This window comes from Agromyces allii (assembly GCF_009749385.1).
Taxonomy (GTDB): domain Bacteria; phylum Actinomycetota; class Actinomycetes; order Actinomycetales; family Microbacteriaceae; genus Agromyces; species Agromyces allii.
In genome coordinates, this window is sequence record NZ_WBIN01000010.1 from 109,144 (window position 1) to 128,660 (window position 19,517).

17 protein-coding genes are annotated in these 19,517 nt (G+C 72.5%); 7 read left to right on the plus strand and 10 right to left on the minus strand.

The features are described from left to right. The first annotated feature begins 4 nt into the window (after positions 1-4). The 3 genes from GQR16_RS13215 to GQR16_RS13225 all read left to right on the plus strand — a co-directional run bounded on the left by GQR16_RS13215 (position 5) and on the right by GQR16_RS13225 (position 4,061). Positions 5-997 (plus strand): amidohydrolase family protein, encoded by a 993-nt coding sequence (locus GQR16_RS13215; RefSeq protein ID WP_157415619.1) that lies wholly within the window; start codon positions 5-7, stop codon positions 995-997. A gap of 34 nt (positions 998-1,031) precedes the next feature. Further along, positions 1,032-2,315 carry a kynureninase gene (kynU, locus tag GQR16_RS13220; protein WP_157415620.1) on the plus strand — a complete coding sequence of 428 codons (1,284 nt, stop codon included), beginning with the start codon at positions 1,032-1,034 and terminating at the stop codon, positions 2,313-2,315. A gap of 183 nt (positions 2,316-2,498) precedes the next feature. Continuing rightward, the gene (locus GQR16_RS13225) at positions 2,499-4,061 is read left to right on the plus strand and encodes a PucR family transcriptional regulator (protein WP_157415621.1); all 1,563 of its coding nucleotides are present in this window, start codon (positions 2,499-2,501) and stop codon (positions 4,059-4,061) included. Positions 4,062-4,258: 197 nt separating this feature from the next. Here GQR16_RS13225 and GQR16_RS13230 read toward each other — a convergent pair whose 3' ends face one another. Continuing rightward, positions 4,259-5,623 (minus strand): GH1 family beta-glucosidase, encoded by a 1,365-nt coding sequence (locus GQR16_RS13230; RefSeq protein WP_157415622.1) that lies wholly within the window; start codon positions 5,621-5,623, stop codon positions 4,259-4,261. 116 nt (positions 5,624-5,739) lie between these two features. On the opposite strand from GQR16_RS13230, the gene GQR16_RS13235 reads away from it, so the two are divergent. Then, complete coding sequence (locus tag GQR16_RS13235) at positions 5,740-6,510, plus strand: SGNH/GDSL hydrolase family protein (RefSeq protein WP_157415623.1); 771 nt, start codon at positions 5,740-5,742, stop codon at positions 6,508-6,510. Between the two features lie 4 nt (positions 6,511-6,514). Here the strand turns inward: GQR16_RS13235 and GQR16_RS13240 are convergent, their stop codons facing one another. From GQR16_RS13240 to GQR16_RS13265, 6 genes are all read right to left on the minus strand, one after another. Continuing rightward, on the minus strand, positions 6,515-7,006 hold the full coding sequence (locus GQR16_RS13240; protein ID WP_157415624.1) for an FBP domain-containing protein: 492 nt from the start codon (positions 7,004-7,006) through the stop codon (positions 6,515-6,517). Between the two features lie 257 nt (positions 7,007-7,263). Then, the gene (locus GQR16_RS13245; protein ID WP_157415625.1) at positions 7,264-8,040 is read right to left on the minus strand and encodes a hypothetical protein; all 777 of its coding nucleotides are present in this window, start codon (positions 8,038-8,040) and stop codon (positions 7,264-7,266) included. A 25-nt stretch (positions 8,041-8,065) separates the two neighbouring features. After that, positions 8,066-8,563 carry an FBP domain-containing protein gene (locus GQR16_RS13250; RefSeq protein ID WP_157415626.1) on the minus strand — a complete coding sequence of 166 codons (498 nt, stop codon included), beginning with the start codon at positions 8,561-8,563 and terminating at the stop codon, positions 8,066-8,068. Positions 8,564-8,634: 71 nt separating this feature from the next. Next, the gene (locus tag GQR16_RS13255; RefSeq protein WP_157415627.1) at positions 8,635-9,705 is read right to left on the minus strand and encodes a phosphate ABC transporter substrate-binding protein PstS; all 1,071 of its coding nucleotides are present in this window, start codon (positions 9,703-9,705) and stop codon (positions 8,635-8,637) included. Between the two features lie 117 nt (positions 9,706-9,822). Next, a complete protein-coding gene (locus tag GQR16_RS13260) occupies positions 9,823-11,160 on the minus strand; it encodes an aminotransferase class V-fold PLP-dependent enzyme (protein ID WP_211373513.1) in 1,338 nt (445 codons plus the stop codon). A 157-nt stretch (positions 11,161-11,317) separates the two neighbouring features. Continuing rightward, positions 11,318-12,715, minus strand: a complete 1,398-nt coding sequence (locus GQR16_RS13265; RefSeq protein ID WP_157415628.1) for an NtaA/DmoA family FMN-dependent monooxygenase — start codon at positions 12,713-12,715, stop codon at positions 11,318-11,320. Between the two features lie 287 nt (positions 12,716-13,002). Here GQR16_RS13265 and GQR16_RS13270 point away from each other — a divergent pair, with 287 nt between their 5' ends. Genes GQR16_RS13270 through GQR16_RS13280 form a run of 3 tightly spaced genes read left to right on the plus strand, consistent with a single transcriptional unit; the run spans position 13,003 to position 15,997 of the window. Next, positions 13,003-14,001, plus strand: a complete 999-nt coding sequence (locus tag GQR16_RS13270; protein ID WP_157415629.1) for a phosphotransferase family protein — start codon at positions 13,003-13,005, stop codon at positions 13,999-14,001. Further along, complete coding sequence (locus GQR16_RS13275) at positions 13,998-15,359, plus strand: MATE family efflux transporter (protein ID WP_157415630.1); 1,362 nt, start codon at positions 13,998-14,000, stop codon at positions 15,357-15,359. Before GQR16_RS13270 ends, GQR16_RS13275 begins: the two co-directional genes overlap by 4 nt. Continuing rightward, the gene (locus tag GQR16_RS13280) at positions 15,356-15,997 is read left to right on the plus strand and encodes a TetR/AcrR family transcriptional regulator (RefSeq protein WP_157415631.1); all 642 of its coding nucleotides are present in this window, start codon (positions 15,356-15,358) and stop codon (positions 15,995-15,997) included. Before GQR16_RS13275 ends, GQR16_RS13280 begins: the two co-directional genes overlap by 4 nt. 67 nt (positions 15,998-16,064) lie before the next feature. Here GQR16_RS13280 and GQR16_RS13285 read toward each other — a convergent pair whose 3' ends face one another. The 3 genes from GQR16_RS13285 to GQR16_RS13295 are packed head-to-tail and all read right to left on the minus strand — an operon-like array spanning position 16,065 to position 19,467. Continuing rightward, on the minus strand, positions 16,065-17,486 hold the full coding sequence (locus GQR16_RS13285) for a M20/M25/M40 family metallo-hydrolase (protein WP_246200821.1): 1,422 nt from the start codon (positions 17,484-17,486) through the stop codon (positions 16,065-16,067). Positions 17,487-17,512: 26 nt separating this feature from the next. Continuing rightward, positions 17,513-17,851 (minus strand): carboxymuconolactone decarboxylase family protein, encoded by a 339-nt coding sequence (locus GQR16_RS13290; RefSeq protein WP_157415633.1) that lies wholly within the window; start codon positions 17,849-17,851, stop codon positions 17,513-17,515. After that, the gene (locus GQR16_RS13295; protein WP_157415634.1) at positions 17,848-19,467 is read right to left on the minus strand and encodes an ABC transporter substrate-binding protein; all 1,620 of its coding nucleotides are present in this window, start codon (positions 19,465-19,467) and stop codon (positions 17,848-17,850) included. Before GQR16_RS13295 ends, GQR16_RS13290 begins: the two co-directional genes overlap by 4 nt. Between the last annotated feature and the right edge of the window lie 50 nt (positions 19,468-19,517).

Here is a 19,517-nt window from a genome sequence, read left to right on the forward strand (position 1 = left end):
CCGGGTGGGCACGATCGACATCCACACGCATGCGGTGCCCAAGGGCTGGCCCGACCTGTCGACGCAGGTCGGGCCGGGCCCCTGGCCCTCGCTCCGCGTGGACTCCGAGCGCGAGGCGATGATCATGGTCGGCTCCACCGAGTTCCGTCGCATCGACGAGACCTGCTGGGACGCCGCGGCGAGGCTCGCCGACATGGACGCCGACGACGTCGACATCCAGGTCGTCTCGCCGACGCCCGTGTTCTTCTCGTACGAGAAGCCCGGCGATCAGGCCGCGAAGGTCGCGCGCATCTTCAACGACCTCACGCTCGAGATCTGCTCCCCGGCACCCGATCGGCTCCTCCCGTTCGCGCAGGTGCCCCTGCAGGACACGGATGCCGCGTGCGCAGAGCTGGATCGTGCGATCGACGCCGGGCACGTGGGGGTCGAGATCGGCAACCACGTCGGCGACCGCGACCTCGACAACGAGGGCATCGTCACATTCCTGCAGCACTGCGCGGATCGCGGCGTGCCCGTGCTCGTGCACCCGTGGGACATGCCCGACTCGCCGCGCCTGGATCGCTGGATGGCGCGCTGGCTCACGGGCATGCCCGCCGAGACGCACCTCTCGATCATCGCGATGATCCTCGGCGGCGTGTTCGACCGGGTGCCGCCGACCCTCCGCATCGGCTTCGCCCACGGCGGCGGCTCGTTCGCGTTCTGGCTCGGCCGCCTCGAGAACGCCTGGCACCGTCGGCCCGATCTGGTCGGCGTCAGCGAGCACCCGCCCACGCACTACCTCGACCGCTTCAGCGTCGACTCGGTGGTGTTCGACCCCACCGCGCTGCGGCTGCTCGTCGACACCCTCGGTGCCGAGCAGGTGATGCTCGGCAGCGACTACCCGTACCCGCTCGGCGAACGACCGGTCGGCGCCGTCATCGAGCGCGCCGACTTCCTCACCGACGAGCAGAAGGCGGCCATCCGCCACGGCAACGCCCGGCGCTTCCTGGCGCTCTGACCCACTCCCCGAGCCGCGAAGGACCGACCCGACCATGAGCATCGCCCCCTCCGTCCCCCACGTGATCGACCGCGCGACCTGCACGGCCCTCGACGCCGCCGACCCGCTCGCCGGGCACCGCGACCTGTTCGACCTGCCCGAGGGCGTGGTCTACCTCGACGGCAACTCGCTCGGCGCGCTCCCCCGTGCGACGGCCGCGCACGTGCAGCGCGTGATCGCCGAGGAGTGGGGCACCGGGCTCATCCGCAGCTGGAACGACGCCGGCTGGTTCACCAAGCCGGTCGACCTCGGCGACCGCATCGCCCCGCTCATCGGCGCGTCGGCGGGCGAGGTGGTGCTCGGCGACTCGACGTCGGCGAGCCTGTTCCAGGTCGCGGTCGCGGCGGCGCGTCTACGCCCCGAGCGCCGGGTGATCGTCTCGGAGCGGGGCAACTTCCCGACCGACCTCTACGTGCTCGAATCGGTGCAGGAACTGCTCGGCGAGCCGGCCCGACCGCTCGAGCGCCGACTCGTCGACGACGAGGGCCCGACCCTCGCCGACGTGCTCGGCGAGGACGTCACGGTCGTCGTGCTAACTCATGTGAACTACCGCACCGGACGCATGTACGACATGGCGGAGGTGACGCGTCAGGTGCACGCGGCCGGCGCGATCATGGTGTGGGATCTCTGCCACAGCGTCGGCGCCGTGCCCGTCGACCTCAACGGCGCCGGGGCGGACTTCGCGATCGGATGCACGTACAAGTACCTCAACGGCGGCCCGGGCTCGCCGTCGTTCGTCTGGGTCGCCGAGCGGCACCAGGCGGCGGCGCGGCCGGCGATCACCGGCTGGCACGGGCACGCGAAGCCGTTCGACTTCGACGTCGAGTACGCGCCGGCGCCGGGCGTGACCCGGTTCCGCGTCGGCACGCCGCAGCTGCTCTCCGTCGCCGCCCTCGAGGCGAGCCTCGACATCTGGCGCGATGTTGACATGGACCTCCTGCGGGAGAAGAGCCTCCGACTCACCGAGCTGTTCATCTCGCTCGTCGACTCGCGGCTCGCCCCGTGGGGCGTCGAGGTCGTCACGCCGCGGCAGTCGGCCAGGCGCGGCAGCCAGGTCGCGCTGCGCGCCGGCGTCGCCGACGGCTACGCGGTCATGCAGGCGCTCATCGAGCGCGGGGTCATCGGCGACTTCCGAGCGCCCGACCTGATGCGCTTCGGCTTCACGCCGCTCTACGTCTCGCACGCCGACGTGTGGGATGCCGTCGCCGTACTCGAGGACATCCTCTCGACCGAGGTCTGGCGCGAGCCGCGGTACGCACGCCGCGGCGCCGTGACCTGAGAAGCCCGGCGGGCCGGTCGGCCCATCGACCGACCCGCCGGTCGGCATCGTGCCGACCACCCGATCCGACAGCCGACCGCCTCTGCGCGACCCCCGACGCCCAGCGCGACATCCGACGCCCGCCTGTACACTCAAGCCTGCATGTTCGACACCGCGTACATGCCCGAGTGAAGGGTGGCCAGGGTGCAACCGACGGTGCAGACCCTGCTCGATCGCCCGGAGCTCGCGCTCGGGCTGCTCACCCCGGCGACCGCCCTGCCCGCAGATGCGCTCGCCTCGCCCGTGATGTGGGTGCACAGCTCCGATCTCGCCGACCCCGCGCAGTTCCTCGACGAGGGCCAGGTGCTGCTCACCACGGGCACGCAGTTCGACCTCGACGAAGCGCGGGCGGATGCCGCGGGCTTCGCACGCGCGTACGTGCAGCGCCTGCGCGATCGCGGCGTCGCCGCACTCGGGTTCGGCACCGAGGTGATCCGCGACGGCACGCCCGCGACGCTCGTCGACGCGTGCACCGAGCTCGGACTCCCGCTCTTCGAGGTGCCGTTCCGGGTGCCGTTCATCGCGATCGCGCGACTCGTGGCCGACCTCCTCGCCGAAGACGCGTACGCGCGCGAGGCGTGGGCGCTGCAGGCCCAGCGCGCGATCTCGCGCGCCGCGCTGCGCCCCGACGGCCTCTCGGCCACGCTCGCCGAGCTCTCGCAACGGCTCGGGACCTGGGTCGGCCTCATCGACGCGACCGGCAACCTCGACCGCGAGTCGCCCGCCGGCGGTCTCCCCCAGCCCGCCCTCGGCGAGGTCGTCGGCGAGGCCAGATCGATGCTGCGCCGCGGACAGCGCGCGGGCCGCAGCCTGCTCGCCGGCGAATCGGTCGGCGAGCCGCAGCGGGTGACCCTGCAGACCCTCGGATCGGGCGGCGCCCTGCGCGGCGTGCTCGCGATCGGCGACTCCCCCGAGCTCGATCAGGCCGGCCGCGAGGTCGTGAACTCGGTCATCGCGCTCGCCGGGCTCGCGCTCGAGCAGAACCGCAACCTCGACCGTGCACGCGGCCACCTGCGTTCGGGACTCCTGCGGAGCCTGCTGGCCGGCGACCTCGCGCTCGCGCGCGGCGTGGCCACCGAGATGTGGGGCCCGCTGCCCGAGGGCCAGGTGCGGGTGGCCGTGACCGACGACCCCGGCCACGCGCTCGACCGCCTGTCGGAGCTGCTCGAGCTCCGCGTCGACGAGCGCGACGGCCGCCTGTTCTTCGCCCGTGACGCGCACCGCGTCGTGCTCGTCCTCGAGGTCGCCGACTCGGCCATCGCCGAGGAGCTCGCGACCGAGTTCGACCTGCCCGTCGGCATCTCCGACGCGGTCGAGCTCGAACAGCTCCAGGTCGCGCACGAGCAGGCGCTGCGCGCGCTCGAGCGGGCCCGCGAGTCCGGATCGGCGGCCCGCGTCGTCGCGTTCGACGAGATCAGTCGGCAGGGCGTGCTCGCGTTCCTCGCCCGAACGGACGCGCGGGCGGTCGCGGTCGCGACGCTCGCACCGCTCGTGCAGCACGACGCGGCATCCGGAACCACCCTCGTCGACACCGTGCGCACCTGGCTCGAGAACGGCGGCCAGTTCGACGCGACCGCGCAGCAGCTCGGCGTGCACCGGCACACCGTTCGCAGTCGCATCGCACTCGCCGAGCGCCTGCTCGAGCGCGACCTCTCGGGTTTCCACGCGCGCGCCGACCTCTGGGCGGCGCTGCTCGCCGTGCAGTAGCCGACCACGACGGGCGGATGCCGCGGCGGGCCGTATACCGCCGAGCGCCGGCCCGCGGCATCCGCCCGCTCTGCTCAGGCGCCCGTCTGGCTCAGGCGAACGCACCCGGCTCAGTCGAACGGCCGCTGCTCAGGACGGAACTCGGCAGATCGTCCTGAGCAGCGCGCGTTCGCCTGAACTCGCGCCCACGACGGGACTCAGCCGCGCTGGTCGGCGACGACCCCTCGGTACCAGGCGAACGCGTCCTTGCGGGTGCGTTCCCCGGTCTCGAAGTCGACGTGCACGAGCCCGAACCGCTGCGTGTACCCCTGCGCCCACTCGAAGTTGTCGATGAGCGACCAGAGGAAGTACCCGCGCACGTCGACGCCGCGGTCGATCGCCGCAGCGACCGCGCGCAGGTGCCCGTCGAGGTAGTCGATGCGCTCGACGTCGTGCACGGCCGGCTCGCCGTCGGGGCCCGGAACGACCTCGTCGACGTACGAGGCGCCGTTCTCGGTGATGACGACGGGCGGCAGCGCATCGCCGTAGTCGCGGCGGAGACTCACGAGCAGCTCGGTGAACGCCTCGGGCACGACCGGCCAGTCGAAGCCCGTGACCGGCGTGCCCGCCGGCGGCCCGACCGGCTCGAACGGGAGTCCGGCGAGCGCGAACTCCGACCCCTCGGCCGGCGCGGCCACGTACGTGGGGTTGTACGAGTTGACGCCGTAGAAGTCGAGCGGGGCCGCGATCGTGTCGAGGTCGCCGGGCTCGAGACCCGGGAACGCATCGAGCCCGAACGCCGACAGGTCGGGGTACGCCCCGGTGAGCACGGGGTCGATGAAGATGCGGTTGTAGACGAGGTCGAAGGCGACGGCGGCGACCAGGTCGGCCGGCTCATCGGAGGCGGGCACGACGAGCGTGTGGTTGTTCGTGATGCCGACCTCCGCGGTGCCCGACGCGGCGCGGATCGCGGCGACGGCGAGCCCGTGCCCGAGCAGCTGGTGGTGCACGGTCGGCAGGGCGCCGAGCATGAGCGTGCGGCCCGGCGCCTGGGTGCCGAGCGCGTACCCCTCGAGCGTCGTCATGGCGGGCTCGTTGAGCGTGACCCAGCGTCCGACGCGGTCGCCGAGGCGGTCGAGCACGAGCCCGACGGACTCGGCGTAGCGCTCCGCGGTATCGCGCACGAGCCACCCGCCGGCGTCTTCGAGCGGCTGCGGAAGGTCCCAGTGGTAGAGCGTCGCGAGGGGCGCGATGCCGGCCTCGGCGAGCGCGTCGACGAATCGCTCGTAGTGGTCGAGCCCCGCGGCGTTGGCCGCCCCCGAGCCGCCGGGCTGCACGCGCGGCCACGAGATCGAGAACCGGTAGTCGGTCGCCCCGAGCTCGCCGAGCAGGGCGATGTCGTCGCGCCAGCGGCGATAGCTGTCGGCCGCCGTCTCGGCGTTCGAGCCGTCGATCACCCGGCCGGGCTCGGCGGTGAACGTGTCCCAGATGCTCGGCCCGCGCCCGTCGGCCGTCGTGGCGCCCTCGATCTGGAACGCGGCCGTGGCCGCGCCCCACCGGAAGCCCTGCGGGAATCGGGGCATGCGTTCGTCGACCACTGGTACCTCGCCATCGAAGATCCGAAGTGGGTCAGCTGACCCACTTCGGACACCCTAGCGGTGCGCCCGCCGCTGCGCCATGGAAAGGTAGCGTTGAGCGCATGTTCCACTCCTATGCGGCGATCGGCGACAGCTTCACCGAGGGCGTCGGCGACGAACTGCCCGACGGCAGCGTGCGCGGCTGGGCCGACTTCGTCGCCATGGGCCTCGCCATCGCGGCGCGCGAACCCATCGGCTACGCGAACCTCGCGATCCGCGGCCGCAAGCTCGGCCCCATCGTCGACGAGCAGCTCGAGGTCGCAATCGCCCTGAAGCCCGAGGTCATCAGCTTCAACGGCGGCGGCAACGACATGCTGCGGCCCCGCATGCCCGAGGAGCGCGTGGCCGGCCGGTTCCGCCAGGCCGTGCACCGCATCCGCGAGGAGGGCATCCACGTGCTCATGCTGAGCGGCGCGAACCCCACCGAACACCTCCCGCTCGGCAAGGTGTTCGACACGCGCGGCGTGCGCCTGACCGAGGCGCTCTCCGACCTCGCCGAGCTCGACGGCGTCACGTTCGTCGACAACTTCAACGACCGGGGCCTGCGCGACATCCGCTACTGGTCGGCCGACAAGCTGCACCTGAACTCGCTCGGTCACGCACGCGTCGCGAGCAACGTGCTCACCGCGATCGGCGTGCCGGTGCCCGACGAGTGGGGCGTGGCCGAGGTCGCCGCCGCCCCCGCGGGGCCGCGCAGCCGCAACACCGCCGCCTACTACCGAGAGTTCGTGCTGCCGTGGATCGGCCGCCGCCTCACCGGCCGCTCCTCTGGCGACGGCCGCACGGCCAAGCGCGCCACGCTCGAACCGCTCACGCCGGACTCCGCGCACTGACGCGTCAGGAGCCGTCGCGCACAGCCTGCACGAAGCCCGACACATGCTCGCGCAGCGCCTCGATGCGCTGGCGCCGCGCGGCCTCGACGTCGAACCCGATGTACGCCACGGGCGGCAGGCGTCGCACGTTGCGCGAGCACTCGAAGCCCGCGCACGCGAGCGTGCCGACGGTGTCGCCGTTGCGGCCGGCCGCGCCCGAGCGCTTGGCCGTGTAGAACACCACGTCGTTCGGCAGGGTCACGTCTTCGCACCACGAGCACTGCGGGCGCGTGCGGATGCGGCCCTCGGCCTGGCGCAGCATGATGCCGACGAGGCCGTCGACGGTCTCGGTCACGACGTAGCCGACCTTCGGCAGCTTGGGGTCGCGCCATCCGAGGAAGTCGAACGCATCCCACTGGAGGGTCGCGAAGTCGGCGGGCAGGGTCGCCGCAGCGCGTTCGCGCTGGGAGGCGTTGATGAATGAGGCGCGGATGCGCGCGCCGTCGATGGGCAGCATGATGATGAGTCCTTCGTGGTGCCGGGTCGTTTGTGCGACCCGACGTGTTGGGTTCGGTTCCGAGTGGAGAGCCTGAGCGGCGAGCGCGGCTCAGGCAGTCGATCGCGCCGAGGCGCGGGAGTTCACGGGCGCGACGGCCCTCTCCTGCCGGCTTCGAGAACGCCGACGACCTCCAGACGCCCCAGGGGCATCGAGAACGGAACGGTCTGACTCACAAGCGCCGAGTGTACACAGCCGCGCTGAGCGGGGACCCTGCACTATCGCCGCATCGACCACTCGAGCTCGGTCGAGTCGGCGGTCCACGCGAACTCCACGCCGTCGCCCGGCCCGACCCCCACGGGCCGCAGCACATCGCGCAGCTGCTCGTACCGCACGAGCTGCCGGATGCCGGTCCTGGCGAAGTCGGACTCCGCGATGCACGTCGTGCCCGATCCGCTCCAGTTCTGACGCTGCAGCGTCATGCACACGTCGCCCCGATCGCGGAACACCCACGCGTCGTACCCCACCCCGGCGCCGATGTACCGCACCGACGCGAGCGACTCGGGCGTCAGGATGTCGTCGATTCCCGGCAGGAGCGCCTGCGACGGATCCGGTGCCCGATCGAAGATCTCCAGACCCCTCGGAGGTTCCGCGAGCTCGCGAAGCGGACCGAGCAGCGCGACCACGCCGAGGGCGGCGGCCACGGCGACCACGATCAGCGCCCGGCGGCGCCTGCCGGTCGGAACACCGGTCCGCGCGGCCTCGCCCGTCTCCGACGCGTCGCCCGCCGCGTCGTCGGCGTCGACCACGTCGACCACGTCGACCACGTCGACGACGTCCGTCCGCTGCACCCGGTCGAGCACCGTGAGCGCGCCGCGTTCCGGCATCGCCGGCGACTGCTGCGCTCCACCGGCCGAGGCCGAACGCGCGAGTTCCGCCTCCGCCGACTCGAGCTCCGCCGCAGCCGCGCCCAGGTGCCCGTCGGGCGTGCCGTAGACGATGCGTCGAAGCGCCGCCACGCGGGCCTCGAGCTCGGAACGATCGGAGGACGTCATCGTCGACCTGCTCCCTTCGGCCCCGTCAGCCGGTCTCGACCACGTTCGCGACGAACGCCCTTGTGCGGCGGGCGAGGCCGTCGATGCTCTCGAGCTCGCGCAGGCTCGGCATGACCTCGGAGGGCGCCGCGGGACGGCCGAGGCGCACGGTGTCCTGGCAGGCGAGGTCGCTGCACATGTAGATGCCGACGCTGTCGCCGCGCTCGCCGGCCGGGCCGGCGCGACGGGCCGAGACCATCGCGACCTGGTCGGCGGGCTGCTGGGTGTGGCACAGGTTGCAGATCGCGGCGCGGTGGTGCGATCCGCTCGACGAGGGTGCACGGAGCACGATGCCGACCGGCGCACCGTCGAGCTCGGTCACGAGGTAGCCGCGGCCCGGGATGCGCGGGTCGCGCCAGGCGAACGCGTCGAGGTGCGCCCACTCGGTCACGAAGAACGACACCGGCAGCGAGAGTTGCGCGAGCTCGGCCTCCGAGGCGTTGCGCAACGCGTCGCGCACCTCGGCCTCGGTCAGCGCCTGCATGGGTCCCCCGTGATTCGTCGAACCCGTCCAGTCTACGAAGGCGGGCGGCGCTCGGGCAGCCCGTCCGTCCGTCAGCCGATCGTGTCGACGACCGCCTGCACGCGTTCACGGAGCGCCGCCGAGATCGGCGAGGAACCGGCATCCTGCGCCGCGGCGTCCTGACCCGCTTCGCTCGCGACCCAGTCGAGGTAGGCGCCGACGAGCTCGCCCGTGCCCGCATCGGTGTAGCTGCGGCACGTGATCACGTAGCTCACGAGCACGAGCGGGTAGGCGCCCGCGGCATCCGTCGCCCGGTCGATGTCGATCACGAGGTCGTCGTCGGCGCGGCCGGACTGCATGGGCGAGACGTCGAGGATGGCGGCGGCGGCCTCGGGCGTCGGCTTGACGAAGTCATCGCCGACCGCGAGCTGCGCGACGCCCATGTCGGTCGCGCGCGAGGCGTCGAGGTAGCCGATGACGTCGACGCCGTCGCGGATCACCGAGGCGACGCCCGAACTGCCCTGCGCGGCCTCGCCCTCGTACGGGAACGTGCCCGACGGCTCGTCCGGCCAGTCGGCGGGCGCGGCCTCGTGCAGGAAGTCGGTGAAGTTCTCGGTCGTGCCCGAGTCGTCGGAGCGGTGCACGGCCGTGATGCGCGCGCCGGGCAGGGCCGCGTCGGGGTTCAGGGCGACGAGCGCGGGATCGTTCCAGCGGTCGATGTCGCCGCTGAAGATCCGGGCGACGGATGCCGCGTCGAGGCGCAGTTCGTCGACGCCGGCGATGTTGAACGCGAGCGCGATGGGCGACACGTAGAGCGGCAGGTCGACCGCGCCCGCGCCGGCCGTGCAGCGACCGACGTCGCCGGCGGTCTGGTCGGGATCGAGCGCCGCATCGCTGCCCGCGAACGCGACGGCGCCGATGAGGAACTGGTCGCGTCCGGCGCCAGATCCGGCGGGGTCGTAGTTGACGGTCGCGCTGCCGTTCGCGGTCTGGAAGCCCGCGATCCAGACCTCCTGCGCCGAGGCCTGCGCCGAGGAGCCCGCGCCGTCGATCGTGCCGGAGAGGGCGCTCGCCTGCTGGTCTCGCTCGTTCACGGCGCAGCCGCTCAACAGGACCAGGGCGACGAGCGCACCCAGCCCCCCGGTGATCCTCGCCGCACGCATACCGTCATCGTATTGACGCGCGGCTGGGAAGTCGCGGGCGCGCGCCGCAGGCTCACGCACCGGGCGCGCCCGCCGCAGGCTTACGACGGGCGCCGGCAAAGGCGGGGCGCCCGGGCCTCAGTCGAACGAGACGCGCGGGCGGTCGTCGACCACGGGGCACCAGCCCTCGGGCGACCGCGAGTACTCGAATGCGGGTCCCTCGGCCACGAGCTGCCCGAGCGCGGCGACGAAGCGGTCGACGTCGTCGGTCGTCGAGCCGGCGCCGAGGCTCGCGCGGAGCCCGTTCGATCGGCTCGAGACGCGGTCGAAGAAGGGGTGAGCGCAGAAACGCCCGGCGCGCACCGAGATGCCGTGCTCGGCGCCGAGCGCCGCGGCGACGAGGCCGACCGAACCGTGGTCGAGCTCGACGGTGGCGATGGCGAGGCGATCGGTCGCGTCGTCGAATCCGCGGATGACGCGCACGCCCGGCAGCGACGCGAGTCCGTCGTGCAGGCGGGCCGTGAGCCCGGCCTCATGCGCCTCGCGCTCGGCGTCGCCGAGGCGTTCGAGCTCCATGAGCGCGCGGGCGAGGGCCGCGATGCCGACGACGTTCGGGGTGCCCGCCTCGTGGCGGTCGGGGCCGGTCTTCCACTCGACCTGCTCGATGGCGACGTTCTCGACCGCGCCGCCGCCGGCCAGGAACGCCGGTGCCGCGTCGAGCCAGTCGGTCCGGCCGATGAGCGCACCCGCGCCGAACGGCGCATAGGCCTTGTGCCCCGAGAACGCGAGGTAGTCGAGGTCGGATGCCGCGAGGTCGACGCGTCGGTGCGGCAGCAGCTGCGCGGCGTCGACGGCGATGCGGGCGCCGTGGGCGTGTGCGACGCGCGCGAGCTCGGCGAGCGGGAGCACCTCGCCCGTGACGTTGGATGCGCCGGTCACCGATAGCAGCGCGGCGGGGCGCGAGGCGAGCTCGGCCTCGAGCGCGACGAGCGTCTCGGCGATGCTCCGGCGCGCGACGACCACGCGCCGATCGCGCCACGGCAGCAGGTTCGCGTGGTGCTCGATGTCGAGCACCACGACGTCGCCGGGCACCGCGGTGGCGAGCAGGTTCAGGGCCTCGGTCGTGTTGCGGGTGAAGACCACGACGTCGCCGTCGCGCGCGCCGACGTGGCGGGCGACGCTCACGCGGGCGTCTTCGACGAGCGCCGTCGCGGCCTGCGACGGGTAGCCGCTGCCGCGGTGCACGCTCGAGTAGTAGGGCAGCACGCGCGCGACGTGCGCCGCGACGGCCTGCAGCGCCGGGGCGGATGCCGCGACGTCGAGGTTCACGTGCCGCACCGTCGCGCCGCCGAGCACGGGCACCTCGAGGCCGGCGTCTGTGAGCGGGGCGAGCGGCGATGTCGCGTCGAGCGGGCCGCCCGCGGCATCCGAGCGCACCGAGTCGCGCACGTCGGTGCGGGTTGCGGTGTCGATCACGGATGCTCCAATTGCCGGTCTGGCGTCGAACCTACGACCGGGGTGGCGAGGGCGACAACCGGCCGGCGTCGCACGTGGTCACGAGGTGCAACATTCGGTCACGAACCCCTCCGTCGGGTGGGTCTCGAGACGAGCGCCACCGCCGGACGCCACCGCCTCAGATGAAGGCGCCCGCGTAGCTCGGACGCGCGAAGCTGCTCTCGGGCCGCTCGAGCCCGAGGTGCTCGCGCAGCGTCTCGCCCTCGTACGCCGGGGGCAGCACCCCGCGGCGAACGAGCTCGGGCGCCACGAGCGTGGTGAAGGCCTCGAACTGCGAGGGCTGCACCGCCGAGAGCACGTTGAAGCCGTCGACCGCGCCCGCCTCGCCCCAGGTCTCGAACTCGCCGGCGATGTCGGCGGCCGTGCCCACGATGATCGGGGCGTTCACGGCCGCGGCGACGACGAGGTGCCGCAGCGTCGGCGGGCGGGTGCCGCCCGGCGTGCGCCCGGTGCGCTCGGCGACGATCTCGACGAGCTGCTGTCCGGCCCCGCCGAACTGCTCCGCGATCGCCGGGGTCACCGCGAGGTCGGGCGAACGGCCCGTGAGGTCGACGCCGACGAGCGGCGACAGGCTCGCGAGCGAGCGCGACACGGGGAACCCGGGCGGCGGCCCGTCGGGCCAGTCCTCGACGAGCTGCATGAGCTCCGAGAGCTCGTCGGCGAGCTGCTGGGCGTCGGCGCGCGTCTCGCCCACGATCGGCAGCACGGGGGCGATGACCTTGAGCGTGCGGTCGTCGCGTCCGGACTCGAACGCGAGGGCGCGCAGCTCCTCGCGCACCGACACCGCGTGCGCGAGGTCGTTCGCCGCGACGAGGGCGAGGTCGGCGCTCTGCGCCGCGATGAGCTGCGAACGCGGCGATCCGCCCGAGCGCACGATCGGCAGGTGCCCCTGCACGGGGCGCAGCACGTTCAGCGGCCCCGCGGAACGCACGTGCTCGCCGCGGAACCCGGTCTCGTGCAGGCTGCCGGGGGCGAGGAAGCGGCCCGTCGCGGCATCCGCCACGATCGCGTCGTCGTCGAAGGAGTCCCACAGCCGGCGCAGCACGGCCTCGAACTCGACGGCCCGCTCGTACCGGGTGGAGTTCACCCGCTCGAAGTCGACGCCGTGGTTCAGCGCGGCGCGCGGATCGGCCGAGGTGACGAGGTTGAGGCCCGCGCGCCCGCCCGAGAGCAGGTCGATCGAGGCGGTCGCCCGCGCGACCGTGTACGGGTCTGCGTAGGTCGAGTCGACCGTCGCGATGAGGCCGATGCGGTCGGTCACGGCGGCGAGGTGCGAGATCGTCGACAGCGGGTCGATGCGCGCGACGAGGTACGGGTCGCGGTGCTCGAGGTCGTGACCCGTCGCGAGCCAGTCGCCGAAGAACAGGTAGTCGAGCCGGGCCTCCTCGGCCAGGCGCGCGGTCAGGCGCAGCACGCCGGCGTCGTGGCGCGGGTCGCGGTGCGCACCCGGGTAGCGCCAGCCCGACGGGTAGGCGCCGATCGCGCGCACCATCGCGCCGATGATGAGTCTGGTCATCGTCGTCCCCCTCGTGGCGGTGTCGTGTTCGGCATGGCTCGACGCTAGGTGGAGGGGGCGGATGTCGCGAGCGTCGCCCGACGCGCTCGGTAAGGGGGCGCAACAGGCCGTCTCATTCCGCCGCACGGCGACATGTCGGGCGTCATGAGAGGTCTCATCGGGCTCGGGCGGTCGTGTCCGGCAGCATGCTCCCGGGCGGGACGAGAAAACAGACATACCTGTTGGTTTCTTGCTATCCTCGCTCTCATCGCTGCGCCGCAGGCGGCGCCGACACCCGAGAGGACTCGATGGAGAGCATCACGAAGAACCGGCAGACACCCGACGTCCTGCGGCGGCTGATCGAACGCGCGTACGGCTCCGACCAGGTGCCGCAGGGTGCCGGGTTCGCGCACGAGATGACGGAGGGCTGGTTCAACGTCGCCTACCGCATCCGGCTCCGCGACGGTCGACAGGTCGTGCTGAAGATCGCGCCGCCCGCCGACATCGCGGTGCTCACCCGCGAGCAGGACATGATGCGCGCCGAGCTCGAGGCGCTCCGCCTCGTCGCGACGCACACCTCGGTGCCCGTGCCGCGGGTCGACCACGTGGACCTCACGCACGAGGTCGTCGACGCCGACCTGTTCTTCATGGAGTACGTGGATGCCGAGAACTTCGGATTCGCGACGGCGGCCGGACGGTTCTCGCCCGAGGTCGTCGCCGCCGGCAACCGCGAGCTCGGCGCCCTCAATCGCGAGATCAACTCGATCGTCGGGCCGTGGTTCGGCCCGCTGCTGGGCGGCGGCGAGACGACCTGGCGGGCGGCGTTCACGACCATGATCGAGGACACGCTCGCCGACGGCGAGCGTGTCGGCATCGACCTCGGCTGGGAACCGGACGAGATCCGAGCCGTCCTCGCGGAGCACGCGGCGTCGCTCGACGAGGTGACCGAGCCCCGGCTGGTCGAGCTGGATCTCTGGACGAAGAACTCGATGATCCGCGACGGACGCATCGTCGCGATCCTCGACCACGAGCGCGCGGTCTTCGGCGACCCGCTCATGGAGGCGGGCCTGACCGGACTGGACCTGCCCGAGTTCGACGACCCGACCGACTTCATGGCCGGATTCGGCATCGCGGCGCTGACCGAGACCGAACGCGTGCGTCGCCGCCTCTACTCGCTCTACCTCGCGGTCATCATGGTCGTCGAGACGAAGTACCGCGGCCACACCGACGCCGGAGACTACGACTTCGGCCGCAGGTCGCTCGACACCGTGATGGCCGCACTCGGTCGGGCCAGGGTCGCTCCGTGACGGACGCCGCCACACGCGACCGTGCCGAGGACCTCGCCACGAGGCCCCTCGGGCGGTTGCTGTGGTGGGCGTGCTCGCAGACGACCCTGTCGGTGGGGGTCTACGGGGTCTACGCGCTGACCAACGCCTGGTTCGTCGCGCGCGGGGTCGGCGAGACCGCGCTGGCCGCCGTCAACCTCGTCGCCCCGGTGCTGCTGCTGTTCGGCGCGGTCGCGACCACGGTCGGCGTCGGCGGCGCATCCCTCGTGTCGCGACGCCTCGGCGCTCGCGACCCCGATGGCGCGGCCCGCGCGGCCGGCAACGCGTTCGTCGTCTACTGGGCGACCGCCGTCGTCGTCTCCGTGTTCGGGCTCCTCTTCCTCGACCCGATCCTGCGGATGCTGGGCGCGACCGCCGAGACGCTGCCCGACGCCCGCACCTACGGCGCCGTGCTCATCGGCGGCGCGATCGTCGCGACCGGCTTCTCGGCGATCGTGCGCGCCGAGGGCCGGATGCTGTTCTCCACGCTGCTGTGGGCCGTGCCGGTGCTCGTGCAGATCGTCCTCGACCCGATCCTCATCTTCGGGTTCCACCTCGGCGTGATCGGGGCCGCAGTGGGAACCGTCGGAGGGCAGGCGGTGTCGGCCGCGATGGCGATCTGGTTCTTCTTCCTCCAGCGGCGTCGGCCCTACCGGATCCGACTGCGGCACCTGCGTCCGAACCCGGCCACGATCGGCGCGCTCGCCTCGATCGGCGCGCCGTCGTTCCTGCTCGGACTCGGCGCGACGGTCCTCGCGATCCTCGTCAACGCGACGCTGGCGACGGTGGGCGTTGCGGCGCTGGCCGCGTACGCGGTCTGCGCCAGGGTGCAGACCTTCGTCTCGATGCCGCAGACGGGCATCACCCAGGGCATGCAGCCGATCGTCGGCTTCAACGCCGGCCGAGGCCTCGAGGAGCGCGTCGAGCGCACGCGCACGCTCGCGACGCGCGCGACCCTCGCCGCGGGCGCGATCGCCACCCTCGTCGTGATGACCGGCGCCGAACCGCTCGTCTCAGCGTTCCTGACCGATCCGGCCGCCGTCTCGACGGCCACGACCGCGCTCCGCGTCATCTCGATCGGCTTCGTCTTCACGGGCGTCGCACCCCTGCTCTCGGCCTACTTCCAGGCGCTCGGTCGACCGGCGCCGTCGTACGCGATCTCGGTCGGAACCCTGATCGGCCTGAAGATCCCGCTGGTGCTGACGTTCGGTCTGCTCTGGCCGCAGGCTGTCTGGGTCGCACTCCCCGTCGGCGAGGTGCTCGCCGCGGCCGCCGCCTGGGCGATCTTCCATGCGTCTCGCAGGCTCGCCCCCGCCCCGCTACATTCGAACCGACCATGAACGACGCCCGCGCAGATCCGACCGCCGCCGAACGCGTCGCGAACTCGTACCCGAAGGGCGAGCGGCGTCGCGCCGAGATCATCGAGACGGCGTTCTCGGTGTTCGCCTCCGACTCCTACCGAGGCGCAAGCATGGTGCAGATCGCCGCGGCCGTCGGCATCTCGCGAGCCGGCCTCCTCCACCACTTCCCCACCAAGGAGTCGCTCCTCGCCGCGGTGCTCGAGGAACGCGACCGGGTCAACGGCGTGCGGTACTTCGAGGGAGCGGACCCGCAGCGCGACGGGATCGACTACTTCCGGCATCTCCTCCGTCTCGTCGACGCGAACGCCGGGCAACGCGAGCTCGTCCAGCTGTTCGCCACGCTCTCCACCGAGGCGGCCGACCCCGGGCATCCGGCCCACGGCTACTTCGTCGACCGGTACCGCTGGCTCGAGGCCGACATCGACCACGCCCTGGGTGAAGCGGCCTCCCGCGGACTGCTGCGGCCGGGCCGCGACCTCGACGGGGTCGCACGAGACCTCATCGCCCTCATCGACGGGCTCCAGATCCAGTGGCTCATCGACCCGACCGGCATCGACATCGGCGCCCGGCTGCGGCGCCGCCTCGCCGAGTTCCTGACGGCCGACCTCGAGGCCTGACCTCCGGGTCCCGACCCCGCGCGCACGTCGGCGCGCGGGCGGGCGCACGCGCCTCGGCGCGGGCGGCTCAGGCGAGCCGCAGCAGCCGCTCCGTGACGCGGGCCGAGAATGCGAGCGCGTCGACCGGGATGTGCTCGTCGGCCGTGTGGAACTGGCCGAACACGTCGAAGCCGTCGGGCACGCGCAGGGGCACGAAGCCGTAGCCGGCGATGCCGAGCCGCGACAGGTGCTTGTTGTCGGTGCTCGCGGGCAGCAGGTACGGCACGACGAGCCCTTCGGGGTCGTCGGCCTCGATCGCCTGCTGCATGGCCGAGACGATGGGTGCGTCGACGGGCGACGCGATCGGGGCGATCCACGTGCTCACCTCGAGCTCGACGTCGGGGCCGATGACGGCGCGCAGTTCGTCGACGAAGGTCTCCTCGTGGCCGGGCAGCACGCGCAGGTCGAGGCTCGCTGTGGCGACGCCCGGGATCACGTTGGTCTTGGATCCGGCGTCGAGCACGGTCGGCGACGCCGTGTCGCGCGCGCCGGCCCCGAGGAGCGACCCCGTGAAGCCGAGCTCGGCGAGCTCGGCCTCGACGTCGGCCGCGGCATCCGGGAACGCGAGACCGCGCGCCTCGCCGAAGCGTTCGAGGAACGTCTCGAGCGCCGGCGTGCGCGTGAACGGGAACCTGTGGTCGCCGATCGCGGCGACCGCGCGTCCGATGCGCACCACGGGATTGTCCGTCGTCGGACGCGAGCCGTGCCCGGGGCGGCCGCGTGCCGTGACCCGCGCCCAGGCGACGCCCTTCTCGGCGGTGGCCACGAGGTACGCGCGACGGTGCCGAACTGTCGCGGCCCCGGCATCCGGAGCCTCCGAACGCTCTGAAGCCGCAGCCGCAGCAGGGATCGGCACCGAGAACCCGCCGACCTCGCTGAGCGCCTCGGTGGCCCCCTCGAAGAGGTCGGGCCGGTGCTCGACAAGCCACTTGGCTCCCCAGACGCCGCCCGCCTCCTCGTCGGCGAAGAACGCGAAGACGAGGTCGCGCGGCGGCACGAAGCCCTCGCGCGCGAAGGAACGTGCGACCGCGACGAGCACGCCCGCGAAGTTCTTCATGTCGACCGCGCCGCGCCCGTAGAGCAGGCCGTCGTGGATCTCGGCGCCGAACGGCGGGTGCCGCCAGTCCTGCCCGTCGACGGGTACCACGTCGAGGTGGGCGTGCACGACGAGTGCACCCCGCTCTGGCGCGCCGCCGTCGGGGCCCGCGCCCCGCAGCCGGGCCACGACGTTGCCGCGGCCCGGCGTGGACTCGATGAACTCGCTCTCGAGGCCGACCTCGGCGAGCGCCGCCTGCACGAGCCGGGCGGCCCGCGCCTCACCGTCGCCGATGGTGCGCAGGTCGCCCGTGTTGACGCTGTCGATGCGGATCAGCTCGCGGATGTTGTGCAACGCCTCGCGCTCGAGCAGCGTCTCGCCCGCCTCGCTGCCGTCGCTGGAAGTCTCGCTCACCGTCTCAGTCAACAGCGTCTCGCCCATCAGTGCTCGTGCAATCCGGAGAGCTTGAACGCGAGTCGCCCGTGCGCGTACCCGCCGCCCGCGCGGATCGCGGTCGCAACCCACGCCGACTCGGCGAGCTCGGCCTCGGTGGCGCCGGCCTTGACCGCGTTCTTCGAGTGCGCGTCGATGCAATAGGAGCACTGCGTGGTGATCGACACCGCGAGCGCGATGAGCTCGCGGAACTTCAGCGGGATCTCGCGCCCCTCGGCGGCGAACACCGTCGCGTCGAAGTCGGCGAACGCCTTGAGGATGTCGGGCGTGTGCTCCTTGTAGACCTTGGTGTAGCTGCGGTCCGTGGGCTCGTAGTAGCCGCTCACTCGGCTTCTTCCCATGCGCCGACGAGCGAGTCGAGGCGCGAGTCCGCGCCGAGGCTCACGCCGTGAACGGTCGGCAGCGTGCCGAGGATCGAGGTGAGCTCGTGCACGGGAACCTGGTGCACCTGCTCGGCGATGCGCGCCTGGGCCTCGGCGAGCACCTCGTCGCGGGCGTCGACGTCGGCGAGGGTGGCCTGCTCCTGGAGCAGCGCCTCGAGCTCGGGGTCGTCGAGGTGCAGGCGGTTGCTCGCCGCCGTCGAGTAGGTGGTGCGCAGCACGTCGCCGTCGGCGCGGGAGAGGTTCTGCCACGACAGGTCGAAGTCGCCGGTCTCCTGGATCTTCAGGAACTCGGGCACGCTGCCGCCGACGAGCTCGACCGTGATGCCGACCTCCTTCAGCTGCTGCTGGATGAGTTCGAGCGAGGTCTGGTTCGGGCCGAAGTTCGTGATCCACGCGAGCTTCAGGCTGAGCGGCTGGCCGTCCTTCGAGCGGGTGCCGTCGGCGCCCTCGGTCCAGCCGGCCTCGTCGAGCAGGTCGGCTGCAGCCTCGGGGTCGTACTCGAACGCGTCGCCCTCGTCGGCGAAGCCCGGGGTGGTCTTCGCGAGCGAACTCGTGGCAACGGCGAAGAGGTCGTTCAGGGCGGTGTCGCGCACGACCTCGGGGTCGATGGCGGCGGCGATGGCCTGGCGCACGGCGAGGTCGGAGACGGCCGGGCGCGACTCGTTGAAGTAGATACCGAAGGTCGCGCCGGGGTTGCCGCGGTACACGAGCGGGAAGCCGGCGTCGTCGATGGTCTGCACGTCGTTCGGCTGCACGCCGCCGATGACGTCGACCTGCTCGGAGGTCAGGCTGCCGGTGCGCACGCTCGCCTCGGGCACGACCTGGAACACGACCTCGTCGAGGTGCGCGGCGCCGTCGTTGCCGAGGGCCTCGGGGGCCCAGGCGTAGTCGTCGCGGGCCTCGAGCACGGTCTCGACGTCCTTGGTGTACTCGCCGAGCGTGAAGGCGCCGGTGCCGACGACGGCCTTGCCGTCTGCGCGCTGGTCGTAGGGGGTCTCCAGCGTCGCGGCGCCGACGATGCCGAGGGCGACGGTCGCGGTGGAGTTCGGGAACGCGGCGTTCGGGACGCTGAAGTGCACCTCGACCGTGTGGTCGTCGACGGCGACGGTCTCGTCGTAGCCGATGAGCAGCGCGGAGGCCTGGCTCGCGGCGCCGGCCGCGATGATGTCGTCGAAGGTGCCCTTGACGTCGGCCGCGGTCAGCGGCGTGCCGTCGGAGAAGGTCACGTCGTCGCGCAGCGTGAACGTGAAGACGGTCGCGTCGTCGTTCGACGACCAGTCGCTCGCGAGCCACGGCTCGAGGCGGCCGCTCTCGGGGTTCTGGTACAGCAGCGAGTCGACGAGCTGGCGCGTCACGTAGAGGGTGTCGTTGCCCGAGCCCGTGCCCGAGGGGTTCAGCGAGATGGGGTCGTTCGCGATCGCGAAGGCGAGCTGTCCGCCGTCGACGACGGTCGCGGTGGATTCGCCCGAGCCGGCCGACTGGGCGTCGGCGCAGCCCGCGAGGGCGAAGACGGTCGTCGTCGCGATGGCCGCGACGGCGAAGCGTGTGGTGGTGCGCATGTGCTTCTCCTGGTGTGTTCGGTGTGCTGGTCGTGTGGTTCGGGTGGTCT

Bases quoted from the DNA above. Each gene is read 5' to 3' on its own strand.
- kynU (WP_157415620.1), top strand. From the start codon at position 1,032: ATGAGCATCGCCCCCTCCGTCCCCCACGTGATCGACCGCGCGACCTGC.
- GQR16_RS13230 (WP_157415622.1), bottom strand. From the start codon at position 5,623: ATGCCCCGATTCCCGCAGGGCTTCCGGTGGGGCGCGGCCACGGCCGCG.
- GQR16_RS13235 (WP_157415623.1), top strand. From the start codon at position 5,740: ATGTTCCACTCCTATGCGGCGATCGGCGACAGCTTCACCGAGGGCGTC.
- GQR16_RS13240 (WP_157415624.1), bottom strand. From the start codon at position 7,006: ATGCTGCCCATCGACGGCGCGCGCATCCGCGCCTCATTCATCAACGCC.
- GQR16_RS13245 (WP_157415625.1), bottom strand. From the start codon at position 8,040: ATGACGTCCTCCGATCGTTCCGAGCTCGAGGCCCGCGTGGCGGCGCTT.
- GQR16_RS13250 (WP_157415626.1), bottom strand. From the start codon at position 8,563: ATGCAGGCGCTGACCGAGGCCGAGGTGCGCGACGCGTTGCGCAACGCC.
- GQR16_RS13255 (WP_157415627.1), bottom strand. From the start codon at position 9,705: ATGCGTGCGGCGAGGATCACCGGGGGGCTGGGTGCGCTCGTCGCCCTG.
- GQR16_RS13265 (WP_157415628.1), bottom strand. From the start codon at position 12,715: ATGACCAGACTCATCATCGGCGCGATGGTGCGCGCGATCGGCGCCTAC.
- GQR16_RS13270 (WP_157415629.1), top strand. From the start codon at position 13,003: ATGGAGAGCATCACGAAGAACCGGCAGACACCCGACGTCCTGCGGCGG.
- GQR16_RS13280 (WP_157415631.1), top strand. From the start codon at position 15,356: ATGAACGACGCCCGCGCAGATCCGACCGCCGCCGAACGCGTCGCGAAC.
- GQR16_RS13295 (WP_157415634.1), bottom strand. From the start codon at position 19,467: ATGCGCACCACCACACGCTTCGCCGTCGCGGCCATCGCGACGACGACC.